The following is a 22,622-nucleotide window of genomic DNA, read 5'->3' on the forward strand; positions in this document are numbered from 1 at the left end:
TGCGATGCTTCTACCCCATTCGCAGAAACAGGTGGTACGGGCAGTTGACGTTCCGATAAAGATTGTCGGAACAGTCGTGTTGTTGGTGACTTCCTCGATCACGAGCGACCAGCGGCGGTGTGACTAGCTGGTGACTAGCTGGTGACTAGCTGGCCCCTGCGGCGGTCGGCTCGTGGAAACGCAGGCGCAGGAGATGGCGTTCAGGATCGGTGAACGCTGTGCGCCCGTGCAACGTAATGTGGTTGTTGATGATCAGGATCCCGTCGGTGGGGATGACCTGCCGGATCTCGTCGGGCCCGTTCACGAGTTGCTCTCGCAGCGCGTCCAGCGCCTGGCGCACCTCGCGAGTCTGATATTCGGGGTGGGCGGCGATTCCCTTCCGAATCCCGTTCTTCCGCCAGCGCCACATGGGTTTCTCGGCCAGAACCGGAGCGTGCAGGCACCCATCCGGAGCAATATTTGCGTACTTCTTGAACTCATCAGGAATCCGCCTGGGCAGCTCCGTCTCGGTGAACAACCGAACCGCCGCGCGACCTTCTGGTGTTTCTTCGAGGTGGCTCTTGACGACTCGGCCATCGCGGAGCAGGGACACTCCGCCGCCGCACTGGGCGGCGCGCACGGCGTACAGCAGGAAGAAGCGCTCCGGAACAGGTAGGGCTCCGTTGTCGGTATGGTAGCTCGCCTTGAGATCATTTTCCGAGAAGCTCGTATGGCCCGACGCCTCATCTCCGCGGTTCTTGACATCCCACACCACACAGTCCAACGGTATGTTCGCGGTGGGGTCACCGAGCAGCGCGGCGAGCGCGAAGACGCACTTGCGCTTGTCATCGATTCCCAGCTCTCGCAGGCCGAGGTCCGGCACCATCACCGCGCACGCCTCGTCGACGTCGAACGCCGAGCGGATACGGTCGGTGAGTGTGGTCAGTCGCGGCGCGACCTCCCGTAGTCGCGCCCGTAAGGCGGCGGGATCGCGCGGAGGAGTCAGCGCATCACCGGCGACATCAGCTCCGTAGTGGTCAACCAGAGTGGCCCTGATGACATCCTTTTCCGTCGCCCACCACGATCGTTCGCCGTTCGCCTCCAGCCGAACGATGCTGTTGAATGACGCGGTCATCGTCATGTGAGATACCTCCGATCTTGGGTCATTGGCGCGCTCTCCTCAGGGTCGAGCTTCTGAGTGAGAGGGTTCATTCGGGCGCAGCGTTGGTGGCCGGTCTCGAACGAGCTCAACAAGCCGCTACTCATGCGTCCACCAGTCGGCTGGGGGTTGGTTCGGGCGGCTCGGCAGAGGTCGTTGTTGCTGACGCCGAGGTGGATGCCGTGTCCGGCCATGGCGCCCAGGACGTCGGGCGCGAGGGCGGGGTCGGCTTGGGCCATGGCGGCCATGAGCCTGGAAAAGTGGCGCCGCTCGCGGACGGCGTCATCGATCAGGCCTGCGGGGTTGTCGCGTCCGGCCAGTTCCAGCCCGCGTAGCAGCAGGGTGTCGAAGCGGGTGGGGTCGGCGCCGGTGTCGGTGACGCGTTGGCGGGCGCTCCAGCACGCGGAGGCCCAGACGGTGCCATCGGCGTGGGGGTCGCTGTGGGGCCCGCCCCGGAAGTGGGCCATCGTCCAGCGGGGGTCGAGTTTGCGGCGTCGTTGTTCGGTCTGCGGGATGTTGTGGCGGTGCCAGCCGTAGATGTCGGGGGTGCCCAGCAGCATCGCAGTGATCACATCGGCGGTGCCTTCGTCCAGGGCGATCTTCTTGTTGGCCTGCTGCCCGGGTGGGCGCAGCCGGTTGAGCCGGAAGTCCGCGGTGTGGCGGCAGACGTGGTGGCCGACCTCGTGGCAGACGATGGCGGGGTTGTGCGCGGGCGCACGAAAATACCGGTCGGTGTCGGAGGTGGCGACGAACCCCGCGCCCCCACCTAGATGCACCTCCCCGGCAGGGCTGGCCGCGTCCGGGTCGGCCCCCACCCCCTGGTCGGGCAGCCGGTAGTGCCCGCCGGCCCACCGGCGCGGCTGCTCGTGCGTCCCGATGCGCACCAGCAGATGCGGCAGCGGATGCCCCAGCAGTCCGCTCACATACCGCAGCGCTCGCTGGGTGTGAAATGCCACGTTGACCACCCCGAACGCCCGCGCCGCCCGGTCGGCCGCCGCACCGGCCAACGGACCTCCCCCGGCGGACGGGTCGAACACCAATCCCCGGCCCAGCCCGTCGCCGGTGAACAACGCCCCGCCGCGCTCGTCGCGGACCGTGGCCTCGGGCAACACCACCTGCGCCGAGCCGAGCTCGAGCACATCCAGCTCGACCTCGCCGAGCCGCCCCGGCCCGCAGCGCCCCTCAGACCCGCCTCGCGGGTCCGGGAGGTAGACCGCCGCACGGGTCATGCCGGAACCGCCGCACCGTTCAACAGTTCCAGCGCACCACCGGCGATCAACTCAGCCGGCGACAACACCGGAAGCCCGGTCGCCGCCGCCGCTTCCCGCGACGCCAACGGGCTCGCGGTCAACAACCCGCTCACCGCTCGCACTGGGGCACCCAGATCCGCCATGATCCCGACCCCGGCCACCGCGCTGAGCGCATCGGCCACCGCCAGCACCACCCCGTCGGCGAACCCGGCCAGGCCCGCGGCCAACCCCCGGGTCTCCTCCTGCAACAACCCGTCGGCGATCTCCAACACGACCACCGATGCACCTCGCCCGACCAGCGCGTCCCGGATCCCGACCATCGTGGCCCGCAACCGCTGCGGCGGATAACCGAACGTCGACGCCATCCCGAAATCCAAGAAATCCACGATCTCGGCCGCCCCCGCGTCGTGATACATCCACCGGTCCTTCCCACTCCCGGAACCGGTGACCTTGCCCGCCCCCACTCGCAACCCAGTGCGCGACCATCCCCGCGCCAACGCTGAGGCCGTCGTGGTCTTCCCCGCCCCCATCGACGAACCCACCACCACGAACGTGCCCAACTCCGGCCGCGCCGACGTCGGCGCCGGCATCGCACAATCATCCAGCGACAATGGCCGACCGGACCGATCGGCCAACAACCCCAGCACCTCCAACACCGTGGGCTCACCACGCCGCGCATGCGCGGAGGCCACCCAGCCGACCACACCGCCCGCGGTCAACAGGTGCGCCGCCGGGCCCGTCGGCAGATACCCCTCGTAGTAATCGGTCGCATACCGATTACCGAACGCCCCTGCCACCACATCCTCCGGGTACAACCGAACCCGCCGGCCATGCGTGTTCTCCATATGGGTATGGGCCCCCACAGCCACTACCCTAGTCAGCACCAGATCTCCCAAACGTGGCTCGCGATCAAGCCTTGCCAGCCCAACCGCCCGACGATCAACCATCCCCCGGGTGACGTAACTCCACTTGGTATCCAAGAACTGTTGCATCCCTCCCCCTAGCGCAGGTGGTGCTCGAATTGGATCTCCGGCCTCGCGCATTTGTCATCGCGCGCCGCTGCGAATCTTCCGAGGGGCACCCTGCGGAAGTTGCCAGCTTGCAACGGAACTGCTGTGACCGGCGGAACGTGAGTTCGGCGTATCCGCTACTGCATCTGCTGGCCCCCGGATCGGGGAAAAGTACCCACACCACCCAGATCGTTGCCGACCCCGCTGGCTGAGCGAGATCGTGTCGTGCATCGTATCTTCCGGATGATCACTGACTCTCCCGGGTGATTGTCGGTCAACCGGTGGCGGCCGCAGGTCATCGACCTTGCCTGCAGCGATCGGTCAGGTTCGTAGCATCTCGTCAGGTGTCCGGCTCGCAATCGGCGCGCTCTCCCTTGCGTTCTTCTGCTGTTTCGGAGGTGCACTCATTCGCATACTCCGTCTGCTTACCTCACATTTGCTTGCGCAAGATGAGACAATAGCCGACAGCGGGCCGCGACTTCTTGAGAACCTCGCCCCCCTTGACGTCGTCCAAGATCAGACTGGGGTACTCAGGTCGGCGTGTGTGGAAGTGTATGGCGATCACGACCGACGAATCGGGTCGATCTCCGCTCGACCGCCCCCGCGGCTCCGATCGACACTGCTCACCCTCTCAATTACTCAGAGGGGCTCACGGTAGTCCCGACCTCTACAGATCACAACCGCACTGTCCAAGATATTCTGGCACGTTGCCCCATGATCGGATCAGCCTCGTGTATTTCGATTTTGGCTGTGCAAGATCAGTGGAGATGTCGATGTTCGACAATGCGCATATGTCGGTTCGTCGGTGGCTAGGACGATGCCGGAATCCTCCCGGTCCGGGGGAATCGCGCCATGGCCCCGGGGAGTGATCCATGACCCGAGACCCTTCTGGAACCGGTAGATCGGAGTAAGGATTGCTGGAGCGGCTGCACCCCCGCTGACGGACCTTTGGAGGAACAATGCACTACGACGCTGTGCTCGCCGAGACGGTGAGCATCCGCGGTGCCGACGACGACGAGGTTGAGGCCTACACCGCCCGGCCGATGGACGGCGGGAGCCGTGGCGGTGTGGTGGTGATCCACCATATGCCCGGCTACGACCGCGAGAGCAAGGAGGTCGTCCGCCGCTTCGCCGTGTGGGGCTACAACGCGATCTGCGTGAACCTCTACAGCCGCGAGGCGCCCGGCGCGGAGCCGGATGACGCCGCCGCGGCGGCCAGGGCGCTGGGCGGTGTCCCGGACGCGCGATTCGTCGGGGACGCGGCGGGAGCCGTGCGCTGGCTGCGGGCGCTGCCGACAGCGAACGGCAAGGTCGGGACGATCGGTTTCTGCTCGGGCGGGCGGCAGGCGTTCCTGTCTGCGGTGGAGCTGGACATCCAGGGCGCCGTCGACTGCTACGGCGCGTTCGTCGTGGGCGAGCCGCCCGAGGGCTTCCCCGTCCGCATGACGCCACTGGCCGACCGGGTCGGGGAGCTGCGCGCCCCGCTGCTCGGCCTCTTCGGCAACGACGACGCCCACCCGTCTCCCGACCAGGTCGACGAGCTGGAGAAGCTCCTCAAGGAGCATGGGAAGACCTACGAATTCCACCGCTACGACGGCGCGGGGCACGCCTTCTTCTCGGTCGACCGGCCGTCCTACCGGGTGGCTGCAGCACTGGACGGTTGGCAGCGCGTGCAGGCGTTCTACGCCACGCACCTGACCGGGAAGGCGTGACGCAGCCATGTGCACCTACAGCACTGAGAAGCTCGACGTGACCGCGAGCAGCGGTAAGGGTCCTGATGGCTGGTTCCCCCTGCGGACGGCGACCGTCTACTACGACCACCCCGTGCACGCGCCGCACGACCACACGGTCAACATCGACTTCCTGAACCCGGAGCAGGGGCCCTCCGCGCGAGTGGCGGTGGAGCTGAGCCTCGAGACTGCGCGGGAGCTGCTCGCGGCACTGCAGGTCACCGTCGCCCGCGCGGAGCACCACTGACCGGCGGTCTGACCGGCTTCTTCGCGCGCGGTTTCCGCGCCTTCGGCGGCAGCGCCCCGATGTGCGCGAGGGCGCGTTCGACCCACGGCCTGGCGCGCTCCGGGGACGCGCGCCAGGCCGGCGGGATCGCGGCGTAGCCGGCCATCGGGCGCTCCGCCGGACCGAACGACCCCTCGCCGTCCTCGACCAGCAGCTCCTCGCGGCTCGCGTCGTCGAGTTCACCCCGACGTCGGACCCGGAGAGGCCGAAGCCGAGCCACCCGTGTGCCTGATCGGGCAGCCCTTCGCGAGGTCGGTGGCAGCGGCCAGGCTTGGGTGCGCTGACGATGCTGTAGCCGCCGAGGCCGGTCAAACCGCGGCGACGACCACCGATCGCCGGGTGACCCCTGCCTCGAATCAGCGCTTGGAGACCCGCCCATAGCTAAGTTCGACATAAATACAAGTTGTCTCTCAGTGTGATTCTGCGTTCATGTCGCTGCCGTGAGGGACGAATCGGTTGAACGTGATGATCTGGCTGCGACGCGGGGCCGGGATCTTGCGCTCGAAAGTCGCAGGAGGACTGAGTGAAATGAGGGGGATCCCGAAGCAGGTCGGATCCAGCCGCTGGCAGTTCGTCGCGCTGGCGATGTTCTGCTGCGGGTGGGGCGGCAACCAGTTCTCGCCGCTGTTGGCGATGTACCGCGAGCTCGGCTACCCCTCAGCCACGGTCGACGCCTTCCTCGGCGCCTACGTCATCGGAGTGGTACCGGGCCTGCTGATCGCAGGACCGCTCTCGGATCGACACGGTCGCAAGCCGCTGATGATCGTGGCTACGGCCGTTTCCGGGCTCGCCAGCGCCGTCATGGCAGCCGCCCCTCCAGGCGAACTGTCGGTGTACTCCGGCCGGTTCCTGGCCGGCATCGCCGTGGGCATCGCCATGACCGTCGGCAGCAGTTGGATCAAGGAGCTATCCGGCCCGCCGTATGAGCAGTCCGCGGATGCCGGCTCGGGGGCTCGCCGCGCCTCTGTGGCGGCGACGGCGGGGTTCGGGTCGGGGGCGGCCGTCGCCGGCGTGCTGGCTCAATGGGCGCCCTGGCCGATGGTGCTGCCGTACTTGGTCCAGGTGGTCGTGGCAGTGCCCTGCCTGGTCGCGGTGAGCCGCGCACCGCAGCCGCCCCCTGCCGGTTTCCGTCGGCCGCTCTGGTCGGACGTGAAGGTGCGGGCCGCGGGAAACAGACGCTTCCTGGGTGTCGCGCTTCCGCTGGCGCCGTGGATCTTCGGCGCGGTCGGAATCGCCTATGCGGTCGCGCCGCAGCTCGAAACAAGTAGGACGGGTCACTGGCAACTGGCATATGCGACGTTGCTCACCGTGGTGACGCTGGGAACCGGCGTTGCCGTCCAGCCCCTGGCCAAGCGTCTTGACAGCGTTGCCAGCGCCCGGGCCAGCCTGGTGGCGCTCGGGCTGGTACTCGTCGGGGTGCTGGCGAGCGCCGTGAACGCTGACGCGCGATCTCCATGGGCTGCCGTGGCGGTCGCTGCCGTGCTGGGTGCGGGCTACAGCATCGCCCTGGTCGCCGGGCTGCGGGAGGTTCAGCGCATCGCCGGGGCGAGGGACCTGGCGGGCCTGACCGGTCTCTACTACGCCCTGTCCTACGCCGGCTTTCTGCTGCCCACGGCACTCGCTCTGGCGTCAGCGGTCGCGTCGTACACGGAGCTTCTCCTGGCGGTCGCGGGAATGGTTGGCTGCAGTCTGCTCGTTGTGTTGTTCAACTCGACGCGCAACGTTCCGTGCCGATCTGAGATACAAGAGGTATCCTAGAGGGGTCCTAGTGGTTGGTCCGCTGCGGAAGCAGCGCCGGAAGAACGAGGTGTCCCGTGAACTGCTACATCTGCGAGTCCGTTGCCCGCACCCGTCCCGTCTCCCTCAGTGGCTTGTCGGAACGCCCTGCGGTGGCCGTGTGCCAGCACTGCGGGGTGGGGGTGTGCTTCGATCACGCCGTCGTGCTCGACCAGCCGGCGCACCGCAGGCCGGGCCTGGGATCGTCGACGAACGGGTCGGGTGCTCGCCGTTTCGACTGCCCGACCTGTGCCGCGGCCGAGTCCTCGGTACTGCGAGGCGCGGCCTGACCCCACGTCAGTGCAGTGGTGTTCGACGCGGTGGTGTTCGACGCGACCGGGTCTCAGCGTTGAGCCCCGGAGCCAGCGATCGCCGGCTGCGTTGCGGCTGGGCTCAGGCCAGCCCGAGCGCGGAACGGGTGCTCGACAGATGATCGCGCACCGCCGCGCATGCGGCGTCCAGATCGCCCCTTCCGAGTGCGGTGGCGATGGCGGCGTGCTCGGAGAGGATGGTGTCGCGCCGTTCGGGGTCGCCGACCAAGGACTCGGCGATCATGCGGACCTGCCGGTCCCGAAGCGAGATGTACAGCTGAGTGAAGAAGCTGTTGCTTCCGGCCTCGACGAGGGTGGTATGGAAGCTGCGGTCCTCCTCGAGGAAGCCCCGCAGGTCCCCGTGGGCGGCGAGGGCGCGCTGGCGTGCGACGCTCTCCTCCATCGCCCCGCGCAGTGCGCCGCGCTGACTCGCCGGGTGGGCGACCACCTTGCACGCGGCGAACTCCTCCACGACCTGCCGCGCCTCCAGGACCTCCCGGACCTCGTGGGGGGAGACGGGGATGACCAGCGCCCCGCGCTGCGGGTAGAGCCGCAGCAGGCCCTCGGTCTCCAAGCGCAGGAAGGCCTCGCGCACGGGAGTGCGAGACATCTGCAGCTCGCCGGCGACCTCTCCCTCGCTGATCAGGTCGCCGCCCCGGTACGCCCCTTGTAGTACCTGGTCCTTGACGAAGTCGTAAGCACGGTCCTTGGCCAAAGTGCGGCCTCGCATGGTCCCAGCCAAATCCGCTGCCTCTCGACTTCTGAGATACCAGTTTGACTCATTATGCATCTCAGAGGAGCTCAACAGCCCAGGGGCTCACACCCGACGGCATCGAACATCAGTTCTATTGTCCACTGTGTTGTCCACACCCTGTGGAGGGTGGGCGGCCGAACTCCTCGTCCGCTCCAGTCAGGATGGAGCCATGAACACCGTGCGCTGGGGAGTGGTCGGGCCGGGTCGGATCGCGGCGAAGGTCGTGCAGGACTTCGTGCACCTGCCGGACGCCGAGGTCGTCGCCGTCGCGTCGCGGTCGGAGGAGCGGGCCGCGGCCTTCGCGGAGGCGAACGGCATCGGGCGGGCACACGGCTCGTACCGGGCAATCGTCGAGGACGACGACGTCGACGTGCTCTACATCGCCACCCCGCACCCCCAACACCGGGCAATCGCGCTGGCCGCGCTCGACGCGGGCAAAGCGGTGCTGGTGGAGAAGGCGTTCACCGTCACACCGGCCGCGACGCGCGAGATCGCGGAGCTGGCCGCCCGGACGGGCGTGTTCGCGATGGAGGCGATGTGGACCCGCTTCCAGCCCGCGATCGTGCGGATGCGCGAGCTCATCGCCGAGGGCGCGATCGGCGACGTCCGCGGCGTGCAGGGCGAGCTCGGGGTGAACGCCCCGACGGATCCGCTCGACCGCTACTACAACCCGGCGGTCGGTGGGGGCGCGCTCTTCGACCTGACCGTCTACCCGATCTCCTTCGCGCAGATGGTGCTCGGCACGCCGGACACCGTCGCCGCACGCGGACTGCTCAACCCGTCCGGCGTGGACGTCGAGGAGACCGTGCTGCTCGGGTGGGCCGACGGCAGCACGGCCTCACTCTTCACCTCGCTCCGGTGCGCGACCCCGGGCCAGATGCGGGTGTTCGGCACGGGCGGTTGGATCGACGTGCTGCCGCGGTTCCACCACCCCGACACGATCGTCGTGCACCGCACGGGCCACGAGGCCGAGGAGGTGACGGCGCCGCACACCGGTGGTGGCTACTTCCACGAGCTGCGTGAGGTCACCGACTGCGTGCTGGCGGGGCGGCCGGAGAGCGCGGTCATGCCGCTTGCCGACACCGTCGCCGTGCAGGACGTGATGGGCTCGGTGGGCGACCAGCTCGGAATGGTGCCGCAGGAGGGCCCTAAGGAGCTGTAGCCGGAGCCGCGGCGCTCGCGCCATCAGTGTCGGCGCCATCAGTGTCGGCACCATCGGTGTCGGCACCGGACGGGCGGATGTGGCGCAGGGTGGTCCCGGTCAGGATCGCCAGCGCCGCGAACAGCACCGCACCGATGACGGTGGCCACATTCAGCCCGCTCGTGAAGGCCTCCCTGGCCCCATCGAGGAGGTCGCTCCCGGCGGCCGGGGGCAGCTCACCCGCAGCGGACACCGCTCCGCTGATGCTCTCCCTGGCGTCCGTGGCGACGTCACCAGGCACGTCGGGACCGACCGTGACGATGCTGCGATAGACCGCGGCGCCGACGCTCCCGAACACCGCCACGCCGAGTGCGATCCCGAACTCACCGCTCATCTCCGACATGCCGGCGGCGGATCCGGCCTTCTCCTTCGCGGCACCGGCGGGCAGGCTCCGCGACGAGTGCGGCGGCGCGATCCAGGGCAGCCGCGAGCGTGCGCTCGTCGGAGCGCAGGTCGGCAAGCACATCGTGGGCCCGGTCGGAGAACCCCTTCGGTGCCCCGGGCAGCCGGCCTGCCGACGCCACTGGGCCCTTCTCGTTGACCACCCACCGGCGCGCCATCCCGTGCAGGGGCATGGCAGCAGGGGCCGACGACGCGGAAGAGGCAGCCGCCGACGTAGGTCGCGTCGCGCCGGGGGACGGCTTTGCGAGCGATGGTCAGCAGGAACTCCGCCTCCCAGAGCCCCGCCACCAGCGCCTCGGCGAGCGCGGTCGGATAGTCCTGGGTCTCCGCTCGCAGCGCTGTGAGCTGCCCGGTCCGATCGGCCAGCACGATGCCCAGTGCCACCTCGCCCGGATACGCGAAGTCCGGCACCCCGAGCGGGTGCCCGATCTGCGCGTGGAAGGAGTAGTGGCCCAGGCGAGCCGCCTGCCAGCAAGAACGGACCCGGTCCAGGTCGCGGTAGATCCAGTCCACCGGCATTCCGTCGATGCGTAGCCAGCCTCCGCCGTCGACCCAGGGCCCCCACTCCCCGCGTTCGGTGACACTGGCGTCCGGCCCGGCGACCTCGCGTGCGAGCGCGCCCAGCGCGGCGACGTCCAGATCGCCGTCGTGATAGACGCCGAGGTCCACGTCGGACTCCGGCATGTGATCGCCGCGGGCCCGGCTGCCGCCCAGCATCACCCCCGTGACGCCGGGGACCTCCACGAGCCGGTCCGCGAGGTCCACCAGGGCGCCGTCGTCGAGAGTCGCCCGGCCATCGTGGGACGCGGGTGCGTCAGGAGTCGCGCGGATATCCTCGCCTGGTGCGGATCGACCTGGTCACCGTTGTTGTGGACGACTACGACCGGGCGATCAACTTCTTCGTCGATGCCCTCGGCTTCGAGCTGGCCGAGGACGCCCCGTCGCTGACCAACGACGGCAGGCCGAAGCGCTGGGTCGTCGTGCGGCCACCGGGCGGCGGGACGGGTGTCTTGCTGGCGCGTGCGGACGGCGACCGCCAGGCGCGCGCCGTCGGGGACCAGGTCGCCGGCCGAGTGGGCTTCTTCCTGCAGGTGGCCGATTTCGACGCGGCGTTCACGCGGATGACCGGCGCGGATGTCGAGTTCGTGAGTCCGCCCGGGCGCGAGGAGTACGGGCGCGTCGCGGTGTTCCTGGACGTGGCGGGCAACCGGTGGGACCTGCTCGGTCCACCCTGACCATGGGGATCGTTCCCCTTCTGCCGCGCGGGAACTGTGTCGCACACTGGCTGTGTCCGCCGAGGGAGCGAGGCCGGGATGCGTGCGGTGCGGGTGCTGCGGCTGGTGGTCCACGCGCGTGCCCGTGAGCCCGTGCTCGTGCTCGGGGAGGTGGACGGCGACCGCTGCGTGCCGGTCTTCCTGCGCCGCCCGCAGGCCGACGTGATCGCGATTGGGCCTCGCGCCGACTCCGATCCGCCGCTGACTCAGGACGTGCTGCTGCCGGTTCTGGCCGGCCTCGGCCACACGCTGGACGGGGTCGAGATCACCGAGTTGCGGGAGGGGAAGTTCGCCGCTGACCTGGTGTTCGACGGCGGCACGCGGGTGGCGGTCCTCCCGAGCGACGCGCTGGCCGTCGCCGTGCGGGAAGGCCTGTCGATCGGCGTGGCGGACGAGATCCTCGACGAGGTGGGCCAACGGGTCACCACGATCTTCCCCGACGGCACGGATGCCCCGCCGGAGCAGCAGCTTCGCGACTTCCGGGAGTTCCTCGACGAGATCTCACCCGACGACTTCGGCACTCCTGGCGGCGCGGGACACTAGCTCCTCGCGCCGCGCGGCGACTGCACCGAGCGCCGCGGCCGCGAGGCATGCCACCGCGCCGAGCGCGAGCCCGGCGCGTCCGCCGAATTGCTGGCTGACCAGGCCTGCGATGGGGCCGCCGATCGGCGTCGAGCCGAGGAACGCGACGGCCCACAGCGCCATGACCCGTCCGCGCATGTGCGGCTCGGAGCCCAGCTGCAGGGTGCTGTTGCCGATCGACTGGAACGTGACACTCGCGGCGCCCACCAGCCCCATCCCGATCAGCGCCATGGTGAGGGTCGGGGCGAGTGCGGTTGCGAGCATCGTGACGGCGAACGCGCAGCACGAGACCACGAGCGGCCACAGCCCGGTGCGGCCCCACGCGGCGACCAGCAGCCCGCCGCCCACGGCGCCGACGCCCATGGCCGCGGTGAGGAAGCCGTACGTGCGGGCGTCGCCTGCGAAGGTCTCGCTCGCGACGATCGGCAGAACGACCTGGAACTCGTAGGCCAGGCAGCCGACCAGGGCCATCATCAGCAGCGGCACGGCGAGCGCGGGTGTGCGACGGACGTACGTGAGGCCCTCGCGCAGCTGACCTGGGGCTCGCGGCGCGGGCTTCGACGGGAGGAGCGCCGAGACGTCGAGTCGCAGGAGCGACGTGACCACGGCGACGAAGCTGACGGCGTTGACCAGGAAGCAGATGCCGAGCCCGCCGAAGGCGATGACGAGGCCTGCGACGGCGGGCCCGACCGCGCGGGCACAGTTGACCAGCACGGAGTTGAGGCTCACGGCGTTGCGGAGGTCGGTCGAGCCGACCATCTCCAGCACGAACGACTGCCGCGCCGGGTTCTCGAAGCTGTTGATCATGCCGAGCACGACAGCGAGCACGTAGACCTGCCACAGCTGCGCGGCGCCGGTGATCGTCAGCAGGCCGAGCAGCAGGGCCTGCGCGCCCATCACGGACTGGAGACCGATCATCAGCCGCCGCTTGTCCATGCGGTCGGCGATGAGGCCGCCGTACGGGCCGAGCAGGAGGGTGGGCAGCGTCTGGAGCGCGATGACGATGCCCAGTGCTGCCGCTGAGTGCGTGAGCTGCAGGACCAGCCAGGACTGCGCGATCGTCTGCATCCAGGTGCCGACGAGCGAGATCGTCTGGCCGCTGAGGTAGCGGCGGTAGTTGCGGTTGGACAAGGACGAGAAGGTCTGTCGGCGCAATGCGTTGAGCGGAGCGAACCTGCGCTCAAGTGCCAGCGTCACGGTTTCTCCGATCGGGGGGCGAGTTGGTCTGCGAGTGCTTCGAGGGCGGGGAGGGCGGCGAGTACCTCGGCTGCGCTCTTCTCCGGCATGGCGGCCAGCCGTGCGGTGAGCAGCGCGGAGCGCTCGGACCGCAGCCGCTTCTGCTCGGCCTGTCCCGCTTTGGTGAGCTCGACGAGCGCGGCGCGGCGGTCGGCCGGGTCGGGCCTGCGCGCCAGCAGGCCCTTGTCCTCGAGCTTGCCGACGATGCGCGAGAGCATCGTCGGGTTGACGCCTTCGATGTCGGCGAGCTCGGAGAGCCCCACCGGCCCCAGCCGCATGACCGTGCCCAGCACGGACATCTCGGTGCGGGTGAACCCATCGCCGCGGGACTGGCGGTCGAGGGATCGAGAGATTCGGCCGAGTGCGATGCGCAGCCGCGTGACGTCCTCGCTGTCGAACCTCTCGGTCACGCCGCCTCCGCGTGTATTTGCCTGCCAACAAGCAACTATACGCTCGTACACGTGACCCGGCACTAGCGGCGCCACGAGCGGGCCCGTGATCTGCCTGACTGCTGTCCGTGCGGTTTCGCCGCCCGTGCCTCGACGGATCAGGGCTGCGTGAGGGCCTTGACGCCGAGCGCCGCGAGGTCTCCGGCGCTTTCGGGGTCGTGCTCGCCTGCGGCCACGACGACGGCGTAGCGCAGGGTGAGCTCGGTGCCGTCCGCCAGCACGTACGGCTTGTCGCTGAAGGGCGCGGGACACAGGCACGCGAAGAGGTTGGAGCGGACGAACCAGGGTGTGGGGTGGTGGATGTTGTCCTCCGCGTCGACGAACACGATCGTCGAGGCGTCGCCACCCTCGTCGTGCCGGCCGGTGAATGCCATCCACGGACCCCGCACGCAGTTGAGGTCGTCCTCGCCGGAGCGGCCGGGGACGAGCACCGTGCCCCCGGTCCACGAGCGCGGGCCGCGCCAGAACAGGCCCGCGTACCCGGCACCCTCGCGACCCTCCGTGGCCGGGCTGCCGATGGGCAGCGGCGCTCCGGAGACGTTGGTGAGGGCGGTCGACCAGGTCAGCACCCAGGCCGGAGCGCCGTCCGGCACGGTGACGCCGATCGAGCGCCGCTCGGTCATCACCGTGCGGCCCGCGGCGGTGGCCCAGTCCAGGCGCTGGGCGATCGTGACGCCGTCGGCGGCGGCGTTCAGGGCGTCGAAGCCGCGGTGCTGGATCGACCCGTCGTTGTCGAGCTGCCGGTAGCCGTGCCCGCGCATGTAGGTGTGGCCGCCGAAGAAGTTCTCCTCGCCGACGTTGGGCAGGCCGAAGCCCAGCCCCTTGTGCCAGATGTGGTCGTGCGGGCGGTAGAGCGTCACCACTTGGCCCGCCAGTGTGCGCAGCGGATGGATGTAGGGCCGCGGCGACTCCAGGGGTGTGTCCCACGGGTGCGTCACGTACCGGAGCAGCTCGGCGCCGTCGAACGTGACCGACACCGATCGTCCGTGCTCGTGGTGCAGGCCGAGCCCGCGGGGCGCCGGCTCGGGGAGCAGGCCACCGGCCGGACCGCTGGCACCGGCATACGGCATGGGATCTCCGTTCGACAGCGACGCGGCAGTGACGATCTAGAAGCGGAAAGCGCTTACAGCGTCGCACAGTAGTCGCGGCCCGCACAACGTCAGCAAGGTGACACTGCAGACGTTGACCCGTCAGCAGGGCCACCCCGCTGACGTTTTGGGGCGCCTCAGAAACGGCCGCCGCCGCCTCGCCTACCCCGGCTCGACGAGCCGCCGAAGCTGCCAGGGCTTCGGCGGCTCCCGCCGTAGCCGCGGCTGCTGCGCCTGCGCCCGCTGCGGTAACCCTCGCTCGCGCCGGAGAGGATCCCGCCGAGGATCAGGCTCCCGAGGTCCGCGGCGAGGCCGTTCCCACTCGGGCCTGTCGCGGACGGCCACTGGGACACGTCGGCCTTGGCCAGCCGCAGCGCTTCCTGGGCGAGGGTGTCGGCCTGCTGCGCCTCGTGCAGCGCAGCGACCGGGTCGGGGCCGCTCGCCAGCTGCAAGTGCCGCTGTGCCTCGGCCAGGCGGGTGCGCGCCCCGCGCCCGACGGCGCCCCGCCGGGTCGAGATGAAGTCGCTCGCCGCCGATACGGCCGAGCGGGCGATCAGCAGGGTGTGGTCGAGCGCGGCGGCGGCGCGGTTGGCGCGGTCCAGGGCGGCGCGGGCGTCGGCGAGACCCGCGTCGAGGGCGGCCCCCGCCTCGTCGAGCAGCCGGAGCGCGGCGACCGGGTCGGGCAGCGGGCCCCGGGTGGCCGCCGCGGCGGCGTCGACCGCGGCTTCAGCCCGAGCCGCCACCGGGCGGAGTGAACCCATCGCTCGCGCCTCGGCGAGGTCCTGCAGCACCTCGGCCCTGGCAGCGGGCACTCGGGCGGTGGCCTCGGTGAGCTCGGACTCCCGCCGCCCGACGCCGTCCAGCAGCGTCTCGGCCTGCGTGATGGCGTCCTCCGCGGCCCGCCCCGAGACCACGGCAGCCGCCGGCCCGGAACCTGGCCCGGCGCCGACGAGCGCCGTGCGCGCCTCGTCGACTTCGATGCTCGCCGCGGTGAGCAGGTTCCTGGCCTGGTCGAGGTCGCCGGCCACCGGTTCGAGCGCGCCCACGGAGTACCGGCTGAGCAGCGCCATCCACGCGGCGTCGACCTGGGGCACCCTCGCCCGGACGGCGGCCAGCCGGTGCGCGAGCCCGATGACGTACTCAGGGGCCCGCGCCTCGAGGCTGCGCAGGGCGTCGAACGACTCCACCTGCTTGTCGAGGCGGTCGTCGGCGGTCGAGGCGATGCGCAGGATCTCTGCGTGCAGGCTCCGCTTGCCCGTCTCGTCCTCCGGCTGGTCGTCGTCGAGCTGTTGGCGCAGTTCGAACGCGCGCAGCATGTCGGCACGCGACTGCGCGAGCGCCGCCGCGAACTCCGCGACGGCCTCGTCGCCGAAGTGCATCCGCGCGGCCGAGAGCTCCTGCTCGGAGGTGCGCACCGCGTCGTCGACCTCGATCAGGGCGGCGCTCGCGCGGTACGCCAGGTCATTGGTCGACACGTCTTTGAACTCGTCGTTCGTGGCGCCTCCGGTGGGCGCCTTGCCTGCCGGCGCCGGGGTTCGGGTGCGTCGCCACCTCGTGAACGCGTAAGCGCCGCCTCCGACGAGCGCGACCCCGCCGATCACCAGAAGTCCGACCGGCACGCCGCCGCCCCCGCCGGTGCGCAGGCCGTCGGCCAGCGCGATCGCGGCGCCCGCCCAGTCGTTCTCCGCGAGGCGCGGCTCGACGTCCCGGGTACGGACGGCGTGGAGGGTGCTCTCGGGGAGCGGCAAGCCGTCCGCGGCCGACACCGCGTAGGCGCGGTCCTGCACGGCCACCGCGAGCAGCACGTCCTCCGAGCCGAGCTGGGAGAGCTCTGCCGAGCGGTTGGCCCACGCCTGCGCGTCCGCCCCGTCGAACGACGCCACGTAGACCACGAAGAGATCGATCCTGCCCTGGACGCGCAGCGCTGTGACCGCGCTGGTGATCTGCTCGGCCTGCCCGGGCGCGAGTACCCCGGCGCGGTCAGTGACGCGCTCGGCAAGCCGTGACGGCGGGTCCGCGAGCGCCGCTCCCGCGCCGCTCAGGAGTAGCACGGCCACCACGGACACGAGGGTGGACAACCTGCGCACGCTGACCTCCGCGATCTTCGAATGGCGTCATCATGACGGTGACGGTCCAGCGGCCGTGGATTGGCCATGGTCAACGCGCGAAGCGAGCCGAGGATGGCCGTATGGCCGTCGTCGACCTGCGCCCGCTGCCCGTTACCACCGACCCCGGCAGGCGGCTCGCGCAGCTGGCCGGCGGCCTCGTGCTCTACGGCGTGAGCATGGCTATGCAGATCAGGGCGGGGCTCGGGCTGAGTCCGTGGGACGTGCTGCACGAGGGCCTCGCCGAGCAGACCCCGCTGAGCTTCGGGCTGGTCACGGGGATCACCGGAGCGATTGTGCTGCTGCTGTGGATCCCGCTGCGCCAGCGCCCCGGGCTCGGCACGGTGGCGAACGTCGTGGTGATCGCGGTGGCCGTCGACGTGGCGCTCGCACTGATCGAGGCGCCCGCCGGGCTACCGGCACGGGTCGCGTTGCTGGTGGCGGGGGTGGTGCTGAACGGCGTGGCGACGGCTGCGTACGTCGGCGCGCGGCTCGGCCCCGGCCCGCGGGACGGGTTGATGACCGGCCTGACGGCGCGCACCGGCTGGTCGTTGTGGCTGGTGCGGACCGGCATCGAGGTCGTGGTGCTATCAGCAGGGTGGCTGCTCGGTGGCACCGTGGGCGTCGGGACCGCGCTCTATGCGCTGGCCATCGGTCCGCTCGCGCAGGCGTTCCTGCCGTTCTTCGCCGTGCGCGCGCGGACCTGAGGGCGTCCGGGACCGCGGGTCAGCGGGCGGCCGGGACCGGGACGGACCCATCCACAACGTCGCCGTCCACAACGTCGCCGTCCACAACGTCGCCGTCCGCCTGCTCGAGGTCGCCGAGCCGCCACGGCCGCACGACCAGCACGAGCACCAGCATCGAGAGCACCAGGCCGCCCGCGACGACGGTGGCCATCGCGACGTTGTTGTTGCCCAGCACGCCGACCATCGGCGAGACGACCGCGCCGACGCCGAACTGCACGGCGCCGAGAAGGGCGGCTGCCGTTCCCGCTGTCTCGCCATGCCGCGACAGCGCCACGGCGGGGGCGTTGGGGAGGGCGAGACCGACGGTGAACAGCACCAGCCACAGCGGCAGCAGCAGGCCAAGGATGCCGCCGACACCCGCGAGCGCGACGCCGACCATCAAGAGACCCGCCACCGCGCCAGCCGGCACCGCGAAGAGCAGCAGCTGCCGCGGCTCGAAGCGGCGCAGCAGCACCGGGTTGAGCTGCGTCGCGGCGATCAGCCAGATCGCGCCGCTGCCGAAGACCAGCCCGAACTGCTGCTGGTTGAGCCCGAACTGCTCCTGGAACACGAACGAGGCGCCTGCGACGTACCCCATCACGGCCGACATGGCCAGTCCGGCGACCAGCACGAGCCCGAGGAACGTCCGGTCGCGCAGGAGTTGGCCGTAGGTGCGCAAGGTGCCGACCACCCCGGTGTGCGTCCGCCGGTCAGGCGGGAGCGTCTCGGGGAGGGCACGGGCAGCGATGGGGAGCAGCAGCAGCCCGTAGAGGGCGAGCACCCCGAAGACGCCGCGCCACGAGGTGAACGCCAGCACGTAACCGCCGAGGGTCGGGGCGATCACCGGGGCGGCGCCCATCACCAGGATCAGCCGGGACAGCAGGGTGGCGGCGGCCCGGCCGGTGTAGAGGTCGCGCACGATCGCCAGCGCGATGACGGACCCGGCCGCCGCACCGAGGCCCTGCAGTACCCGCAGCCCGCCGAGCACCTCGACGTTCGGTGCGATCAGGCAGAGCAGTGACGCGAGCACGTGGACGGCGGTGCCTGCGAGGAGCGGGCGGCGCCTGCCGAGGCGGTCCGCGAGCGGGCCGATCAGGAGCTGCCCGAGCCCGAGGCCCAGCAGCGTGCCGGTCAGCGTGAGCTGCACGGTGGCATCGGTGGTCAGCAACTCGGCGGTGATCGTCGGCAGCGACGGAAGGTACATGTCGATGGTGAGGGGCCCCAGCGCGATCAGGGCCCCGAGGATCAGCACGAGCCGGAGGCGTCCCCCCCGGGTTCCCGTGACTGGCGATGGGACACGATCGGGAGTCGGCGTCACTGAACGGTCAATACGGCGCGCCGGGAGCGGTGTTCCCGTAACCGGAGGAGTGTGCTCCGCATCACTCAAAGGGTCAATACCGCCAGCGCAGCCCGGCGAGGATCTCGTCGACCGGCCGCCCCTCGGCCGCAGCGGCGTCGGAGCGGCGGACCGCCAGGAACGCGCCGAGCAGGTCGTCGCCCAGCACCCGCGCGATCCGCGGGTTCCCGGTGAGCGCCGCCTCCTGCTCGGCCGGCGTGGCCGGAAGCCCGTAGATGTCCTGTGCGCCCCGCTCGTCGGCGGTCCAGGTGCCCGGATCGGACTGCACCGCGGGCGGCAGCGCCAGGCCCTCGGCCACGCCGGCGGCGCCGGCGGCGAGCAGTACGGCGAGGGCGAGATACGGGTTGGCCGAGGCGTCCGAGGTCTTGAGCTCGACGTTCGCGTGGTCCGCGCCGAGCAGCGCTGAGCCCGGCACGAACCGCAGCGGCGCCTCCCGGTTCTCCACACCCCAGAACGCGAAGGCGCCCGCGAAGTAGCCCGGCCGCAGCCGGGCGAGCGAGCCGATGCTCGGGGCGGTGACCGCCGCGACTGCGGGAAGGTCCCGCAGAAGACCGGCGATGTAGGCGGCGCCCTCCGGGCCGGGGCTCCCCGCCGCGCCGGCGAGGAGGTTGCGTCCCTCGCGCCAGAGCGACGTGTGGACGTGCCAGCCGTTGCCGGCGGCGGTCAGAGCGGGGAGCGGGGCGAAGCTCAGCCGCAACCCGTGCCGGCTGGCCGCCGCGCGGAGCGTCTGGCGGGCGAGCAGCTGCCGGTCGGCTGCCGTGAGGGGGTCGCTCGCGGCCAGGGACAGCTCGACCTGCGCCGGCCCGTACTCCGCGTGCAGCTGGCCCAGCTCGAGCCCGTTCGCGGCGAAGTCGTGCAGCACGTCCTTGACGAACCCGTCGATGGGGACGAGGGCGTGCGGGCTGTAGGCCGGGCCCGAAAGCGCAGGCACGAGCTCGTCGGGGTGGTCGGGGTCGTCCCGGTACACCGCGAACTCCAGCTCGTAGCCCACCAGCGCGGTGAGCCCTTCGGCGGCGAGGCTCTCGACCTGCCGCGCCAGCACGCCGCGCTGGTCGTAGGGCCACGGGTCGCCGTCGGCCGTCACGATCTTGCCCGGCGCCCACGCGAGCGCGGGCTGCCCCGCCAGCCGCACGATGCCGTCCAGTACCGGGAGCAACCGCACGTCCCCCGACGGCGTAGCGAGGCCCTCGTGCGCGAACGTGATCACGTCGGAACTGTCGAACACCGCGAAGAGCGTCGTGACCCCGACACCGGTCTCGGCCACCTGCGGCAGCGCGGCCACCGGCACGGTGCGCGAGCGCGGGATCCCGTTGTTGTCGGCCCAGCTGATCGTCACACCGACGACGCCGGCCTCAGTGAGTTCCCAGGTCAGACCCTTGACGCGGTGTGCGGTCATGGCGGCCAGGATGGCGGCGCACGGCCCACAGGTCCAGCCCGGTCCGGTGATCGGGCGGGCCGGGGCCGTGGGCTCGGCACGACGTACCGTCCCGGTCGTGCGAACCGATGAGTTGACCACTCCCGCCCTGATCGTCGAGCGCTCGGTGCTGGAGGCGAACCTCGACACGATGACCGCCGCGCTGCCCGGGCCCCGGCTGCGCCCGCACGTCAAGGCGCACAAGACCTCAGCGCTCGCCCGCCGACAACATGCGAACGGCCACACCGGGTTCACGTGCGCCACGGTGCGCGAGTGCGAGGTGCTGGCGGCCGCGGGCCTCGGCGCGGACCTGCTGCTCGCGAACGAGGTGCTCGACACCCGGCGACTCGGGGCCCTGGTGCGCGACGGGGCGCGCGTCACCGTGGCGGTCGACTCACCGGAGACGATCGCAGCCGCCGTGTCGGGAGGCGTACACGAGGTGCTCGTGGACGTGGACGTCGGCCAGCGGCGCTGCGGCTGCCGGCCCGAGGAAGCAGGCGAGCTGGCGGCCGCCGCGCGCGCCGCCGGGCTCTCGGTGCGGGGCGTGATGGGCTACGAGGGGCACCTGCAGGGGCTGATCGACCCGGCCGACCGGGCCCGGAGGACGGCCGAGTCGATGACGCTCCTACTCCGGGCCGCGAAGGACGTGGGCGGCGACGTCATCAGCGGGGGCGGCACGGGGACGCACCTGGACAACACGTGGGCCACGGAGATCCAGGCGGGCTCCTACCCCCTGATGGACACGGCCTACACCAAGGCCGGCCACCCCTTCGGGCAGGCGCTCTTCGTGCTGGGCACGGTGATCTCGGCCGGCCGCGGCCACGCCGTGCTGGACGTCGGGCTCAAGAGCCTCGGCATGGACCACGGCCTGCCCTCGATCACGGGGGCGCAGGTGCTCGCCTGCTCCGACGAGCACACGACGTTCGTGGCGGACGACCCCATACGGATCGGCGACCGCGTGCGAGTGCTTCCCGCCCACGTCGACCCGACCGTCGCGCTCCACGAGCGGATGCACGTAGTGGACGGCGACGACGTGGTGGAGACGTGGGCGGTGGACATGCGCGGCTGGTGACCGCCCGGCTCAGCCCGACCCGAGGTCTGCGGAGGGCCACCGCTCGGGGCGCAGCGAGTAGATGACCTGCTCGCCGTGCTCGGCCTTGGCGTACTCGACGCCGCGACGTGCGGCTCGGCGAGGAACTGCTCGCGCTCCTGCTTCGACAACGCCATGAGCCCGACAGTAGGTCCGGAGTCCGACAATCCGGGCGCCGTGGGCGGGTGGGGGCACCGGCGAGAGGCGCGACGTACGGTCTCCCCATGCTGGTCGAACGGATGCGCCCCCACACGTCGACGATCTTCGCCGAGATGTCGGCGCTCGCACTGCGCACCGGGGCGATCAACCTCGGCCAGGGCTTCCCGGACACCGACGGGCCACCCTCGCTGCTCGCCGACGCCGCCGCGAACATCGGATCCGGGATCAACCAGTACCCGCCCGGCGTCGGGGCGCCCGAGCTGCGCGCCGCGGTCGCCGAGCACCAGCGCCGCTTCTACGGCATGGACGTCGACCCGGACGCCGTGCTCGTCACGACCGGCGCCACCGAGGCGATCGCCTCCGCGGTGCTCGCGTTCTGCGAGCCGGGCGACGAAGTGGTGACCTTCCAGCCGTACTACGACTCCTACGCCGCGACCATCGCGCTCGCCGGTGCGGTGCTGCGGCCGGTGCCGCTGCGTCCCAACGCCAACGCCAACGCCAACCCCAACCCCGGCGGTCAGCGCCCGCCCGGCTTCGGCTTCGACTCCGACGAGCTGCGCGCCGCGTTCTCGTCGCGCACCCGGCTCGTGCTGGTCAACACACCCCACAACCCGACGGGGGCAGTGTTCGACCGCGAGCAGCTCACGCTGATCGGGCAGCTGGCGGCCGAGTACGGAGCCGTGATCGTCACCGACGAGGTGTACGAGCACATGGTCTACGACGGGCGCGAGCACGTGTCCATGGCGACCCTGCCCGGGATGGCCGAGCGGACGCTGACGATCTCGGCGGCGGGCAAGACCTTCTCCGTCACCGGGTGGAAGATCGGCTGGGTGCACGGCCCAGCCGAGCTGGTGGCGGCGGTGCGAGCGGTGAAGCAGTTCCTGACCTACGTCAGCGGCGCACCGTTCCAGCCCGCGGTGGCCGCGGCGCTCGCCCTGCCCGACTCCTTCTACGCGCAGCTCGCATCCGACCTGCAGCGCAAGCGCGACCTGCTCTCCGCGGGCCTGCGCACCGCCGGGTTCACCGTGTTCGACAGCGCCGGCACGTATTTCGTGGTCACCGACGTGCGCCCGCTCGGCTACGAGGACGGCGCCGAGTTCTGCTGGAGCCTCCCCGAGCGGGTCGGGGTCGCGGCCGTGCCGGTGTCGGTGTTCTGCGCCGACCCGGAACTGGGCCGCCCGCTCGTGCGATTCGCCTTCTGCAAGCGCGACGAGGTGCTCACCGAGGCCGTGGCGCGGCTCGTCGCGCTGCGCGCCCCGGCGGGCTGACCAGGCGTGCGCACTGA

21 protein-coding genes are annotated in these 22,622 nt (G+C 70.9%); 9 read left to right on the plus strand and 12 right to left on the minus strand.

The features are described 5' to 3' along the window. Nucleotides 1-145: 145 nt before the first annotated feature. From ABD143_RS07100 to ABD143_RS07110, 3 genes are read right to left on the minus strand one after another with little or no spacing between them, the layout of a single operon-like run. Nucleotides 146-1,120 (minus strand): TauD/TfdA family dioxygenase, encoded by a 975-nt coding sequence (locus ABD143_RS07100; protein ID WP_343972934.1) that lies wholly within the window; start codon nt 1,118-1,120, stop codon nt 146-148. Next, a complete protein-coding gene (locus tag ABD143_RS07105) occupies nt 1,117-2,367 on the minus strand; it encodes a hypothetical protein (RefSeq protein WP_343972939.1) in 1,251 nt (416 codons plus the stop codon). Before ABD143_RS07105 ends, ABD143_RS07100 begins: the two co-directional genes overlap by 4 nt. Next, nucleotides 2,364-3,233 (minus strand): P-loop NTPase family protein, encoded by an 870-nt coding sequence (locus ABD143_RS07110; protein WP_343972942.1) that lies wholly within the window; start codon nt 3,231-3,233, stop codon nt 2,364-2,366. The genes ABD143_RS07105 and ABD143_RS07110 overlap by 4 nt, the downstream gene beginning before the upstream one ends. A 1,124-nt stretch (nt 3,234-4,357) precedes the next feature. On the opposite strand from ABD143_RS07110, the gene ABD143_RS07115 reads away from it, so the two are divergent. The 3 genes from ABD143_RS07115 to ABD143_RS07125 all read left to right on the plus strand — a co-directional run bounded on the left by ABD143_RS07115 (nt 4,358) and on the right by ABD143_RS07125 (nt 7,172). Further along, on the plus strand, nt 4,358-5,110 hold the full coding sequence (locus ABD143_RS07115; protein ID WP_343972945.1) for a dienelactone hydrolase family protein: 753 nt from the start codon (nt 4,358-4,360) through the stop codon (nt 5,108-5,110). 7 nt (nt 5,111-5,117) lie between these two features. Further along, nucleotides 5,118-5,375 carry a DUF6295 family protein gene (locus ABD143_RS07120; RefSeq protein WP_343972948.1) on the plus strand — a complete coding sequence of 86 codons (258 nt, stop codon included), beginning with the start codon at nt 5,118-5,120 and terminating at the stop codon, nt 5,373-5,375. Nucleotides 5,376-5,879: 504 nt separating this feature from the next. Next, nucleotides 5,880-7,172, plus strand: coding sequence for an MFS transporter (locus ABD143_RS07125; protein ID WP_343973419.1), 1,293 nt, complete (start codon nt 5,880-5,882; stop codon nt 7,170-7,172). 411 nt (nt 7,173-7,583) lie between these two features. Here ABD143_RS07125 and ABD143_RS07130 read toward each other — a convergent pair whose 3' ends face one another. Then, nucleotides 7,584-8,231, minus strand: a complete 648-nt coding sequence (locus ABD143_RS07130; RefSeq protein WP_343972951.1) for a GntR family transcriptional regulator — start codon at nt 8,229-8,231, stop codon at nt 7,584-7,586. A gap of 193 nt (nt 8,232-8,424) precedes the next feature. On the opposite strand from ABD143_RS07130, the gene ABD143_RS07135 reads away from it, so the two are divergent. After that, the gene (locus ABD143_RS07135) at nt 8,425-9,417 is read left to right on the plus strand and encodes a Gfo/Idh/MocA family protein (RefSeq protein WP_343972954.1); all 993 of its coding nucleotides are present in this window, start codon (nt 8,425-8,427) and stop codon (nt 9,415-9,417) included. Here the strand turns inward: ABD143_RS07135 and ABD143_RS07140 are convergent. After that, nucleotides 9,404-9,790 carry a hypothetical protein gene (locus tag ABD143_RS07140; RefSeq protein ID WP_343972957.1) on the minus strand — a complete coding sequence of 129 codons (387 nt, stop codon included), beginning with the start codon at nt 9,788-9,790 and terminating at the stop codon, nt 9,404-9,406. The two genes, ABD143_RS07135 and ABD143_RS07140, sit on opposite strands and share 14 nt — an antisense overlap. Continuing rightward, entirely contained in the window at nt 9,787-10,623 is an 837-nt protein-coding gene (locus ABD143_RS07145; RefSeq protein ID WP_343972960.1) for a nucleotidyltransferase domain-containing protein, read from the minus strand. The genes ABD143_RS07140 and ABD143_RS07145 overlap by 4 nt, the downstream gene beginning before the upstream one ends. A 77-nt stretch (nt 10,624-10,700) precedes the next feature. On the opposite strand from ABD143_RS07145, the gene ABD143_RS07150 reads away from it, so the two are divergent. Together ABD143_RS07150 and ABD143_RS07155 are read left to right on the plus strand one after the other, a co-directional pair. Beyond that, nucleotides 10,701-11,093, plus strand: a complete 393-nt coding sequence (locus ABD143_RS07150) for a VOC family protein (protein ID WP_343972963.1) — start codon at nt 10,701-10,703, stop codon at nt 11,091-11,093. Between the two features lie 78 nt (nt 11,094-11,171). Further along, nucleotides 11,172-11,675 (plus strand): bifunctional nuclease family protein, encoded by a 504-nt coding sequence (locus tag ABD143_RS07155; protein ID WP_343972966.1) that lies wholly within the window; start codon nt 11,172-11,174, stop codon nt 11,673-11,675. On the opposite strand, the gene ABD143_RS07160 is transcribed toward ABD143_RS07155, so the two are convergent. From ABD143_RS07160 to ABD143_RS07175, 4 genes are all read right to left on the minus strand, one after another. Continuing rightward, nucleotides 11,634-12,911, minus strand: a complete 1,278-nt coding sequence (locus ABD143_RS07160; protein ID WP_343972969.1) for an MFS transporter — start codon at nt 12,909-12,911, stop codon at nt 11,634-11,636. The two genes, ABD143_RS07155 and ABD143_RS07160, sit on opposite strands and share 42 nt — an antisense overlap. After that, complete coding sequence (locus ABD143_RS07165) at nt 12,908-13,360, minus strand: MarR family winged helix-turn-helix transcriptional regulator (protein WP_343972972.1); 453 nt, start codon at nt 13,358-13,360, stop codon at nt 12,908-12,910. The genes ABD143_RS07160 and ABD143_RS07165 overlap by 4 nt, the downstream gene beginning before the upstream one ends. 137 nt (nt 13,361-13,497) lie before the next feature. Then, nucleotides 13,498-14,469 carry a DUF6807 domain-containing protein gene (locus ABD143_RS07170; protein ID WP_343972974.1) on the minus strand — a complete coding sequence of 324 codons (972 nt, stop codon included), beginning with the start codon at nt 14,467-14,469 and terminating at the stop codon, nt 13,498-13,500. Nucleotides 14,470-14,624: 155 nt separating this feature from the next. After that, on the minus strand, nt 14,625-16,574 hold the full coding sequence (locus ABD143_RS07175; RefSeq protein ID WP_343972977.1) for a TPM domain-containing protein: 1,950 nt from the start codon (nt 16,572-16,574) through the stop codon (nt 14,625-14,627). Nucleotides 16,575-16,675: 101 nt separating this feature from the next. Between ABD143_RS07175 and yczE the strand changes: the two genes are divergently transcribed. After that, the gene (gene yczE / locus ABD143_RS07180; RefSeq protein WP_343972980.1) at nt 16,676-17,299 is read left to right on the plus strand and encodes a membrane protein YczE; all 624 of its coding nucleotides are present in this window, start codon (nt 16,676-16,678) and stop codon (nt 17,297-17,299) included. Nucleotides 17,300-17,318: 19 nt separating this feature from the next. Here yczE and ABD143_RS07185 read toward each other — a convergent pair whose 3' ends face one another. Further along, nucleotides 17,319-18,569 carry a multidrug effflux MFS transporter gene (locus ABD143_RS07185; protein ID WP_343972983.1) on the minus strand — a complete coding sequence of 417 codons (1,251 nt, stop codon included), beginning with the start codon at nt 18,567-18,569 and terminating at the stop codon, nt 17,319-17,321. 139 nt (nt 18,570-18,708) lie between these two features. Continuing rightward, the gene (locus ABD143_RS07190) at nt 18,709-20,070 is read right to left on the minus strand and encodes a type I glutamate--ammonia ligase (protein ID WP_343972986.1); all 1,362 of its coding nucleotides are present in this window, start codon (nt 20,068-20,070) and stop codon (nt 18,709-18,711) included. A gap of 97 nt (nt 20,071-20,167) precedes the next feature. Between ABD143_RS07190 and ABD143_RS07195 the strand changes: the two genes are divergently transcribed. Next, complete coding sequence (locus ABD143_RS07195) at nt 20,168-21,160, plus strand: alanine racemase (protein ID WP_343972989.1); 993 nt, start codon at nt 20,168-20,170, stop codon at nt 21,158-21,160. A 242-nt stretch (nt 21,161-21,402) separates the two neighbouring features. After that, on the plus strand, nt 21,403-22,605 hold the full coding sequence (locus tag ABD143_RS07200) for a pyridoxal phosphate-dependent aminotransferase (RefSeq protein WP_343972992.1): 1,203 nt from the start codon (nt 21,403-21,405) through the stop codon (nt 22,603-22,605). Nucleotides 22,606-22,622: the final 17 nt, after the last annotated feature.

Source organism: Pseudonocardia aurantiaca (genome assembly GCF_039526725.1).
Lineage (GTDB): Bacteria > Actinomycetota > Actinomycetes > Mycobacteriales > Pseudonocardiaceae > Pseudonocardia > Pseudonocardia aurantiaca.

What these genes read in the sequence shown, in the direction of transcription:
- ABD143_RS07200 (WP_343972992.1), top strand. Translation starts at nt 21,403, where the DNA reads ATGCTGGTCGAACGGATGCGCCCCCACACGTCGACGATCTTCGCCGAG.
- ABD143_RS07120 (WP_343972948.1), top strand. Translation starts at nt 5,118, where the DNA reads ATGTGCACCTACAGCACTGAGAAGCTCGACGTGACCGCGAGCAGCGGT.
- ABD143_RS07115 (WP_343972945.1), top strand. Translation starts at nt 4,358, where the DNA reads ATGCACTACGACGCTGTGCTCGCCGAGACGGTGAGCATCCGCGGTGCC.
- ABD143_RS07100 (WP_343972934.1), bottom strand. Translation starts at nt 1,120, where the DNA reads ATGACGATGACCGCGTCATTCAACAGCATCGTTCGGCTGGAGGCGAAC.
- ABD143_RS07130 (WP_343972951.1), bottom strand. Translation starts at nt 8,231, where the DNA reads ATGCGAGGCCGCACTTTGGCCAAGGACCGTGCTTACGACTTCGTCAAG.
- ABD143_RS07190 (WP_343972986.1), bottom strand. Translation starts at nt 20,070, where the DNA reads ATGACCGCACACCGCGTCAAGGGTCTGACCTGGGAACTCACTGAGGCC.
- ABD143_RS07125 (WP_343973419.1), top strand. Translation starts at nt 5,880, where the DNA reads ATGATCTGGCTGCGACGCGGGGCCGGGATCTTGCGCTCGAAAGTCGCA.
- ABD143_RS07155 (WP_343972966.1), top strand. Translation starts at nt 11,172, where the DNA reads ATGCGTGCGGTGCGGGTGCTGCGGCTGGTGGTCCACGCGCGTGCCCGT.
- yczE (WP_343972980.1), top strand. Translation starts at nt 16,676, where the DNA reads ATGGCCGTCGTCGACCTGCGCCCGCTGCCCGTTACCACCGACCCCGGC.
- ABD143_RS07170 (WP_343972974.1), bottom strand. Translation starts at nt 14,469, where the DNA reads ATGCCGTATGCCGGTGCCAGCGGTCCGGCCGGTGGCCTGCTCCCCGAG.
- ABD143_RS07140 (WP_343972957.1), bottom strand. Translation starts at nt 9,790, where the DNA reads ATGAGCGGTGAGTTCGGGATCGCACTCGGCGTGGCGGTGTTCGGGAGC.
- ABD143_RS07110 (WP_343972942.1), bottom strand. Translation starts at nt 3,233, where the DNA reads ATGGAGAACACGCATGGCCGGCGGGTTCGGTTGTACCCGGAGGATGTG.
- ABD143_RS07135 (WP_343972954.1), top strand. Translation starts at nt 8,425, where the DNA reads ATGAACACCGTGCGCTGGGGAGTGGTCGGGCCGGGTCGGATCGCGGCG.
- ABD143_RS07105 (WP_343972939.1), bottom strand. Translation starts at nt 2,367, where the DNA reads ATGACCCGTGCGGCGGTCTACCTCCCGGACCCGCGAGGCGGGTCTGAG.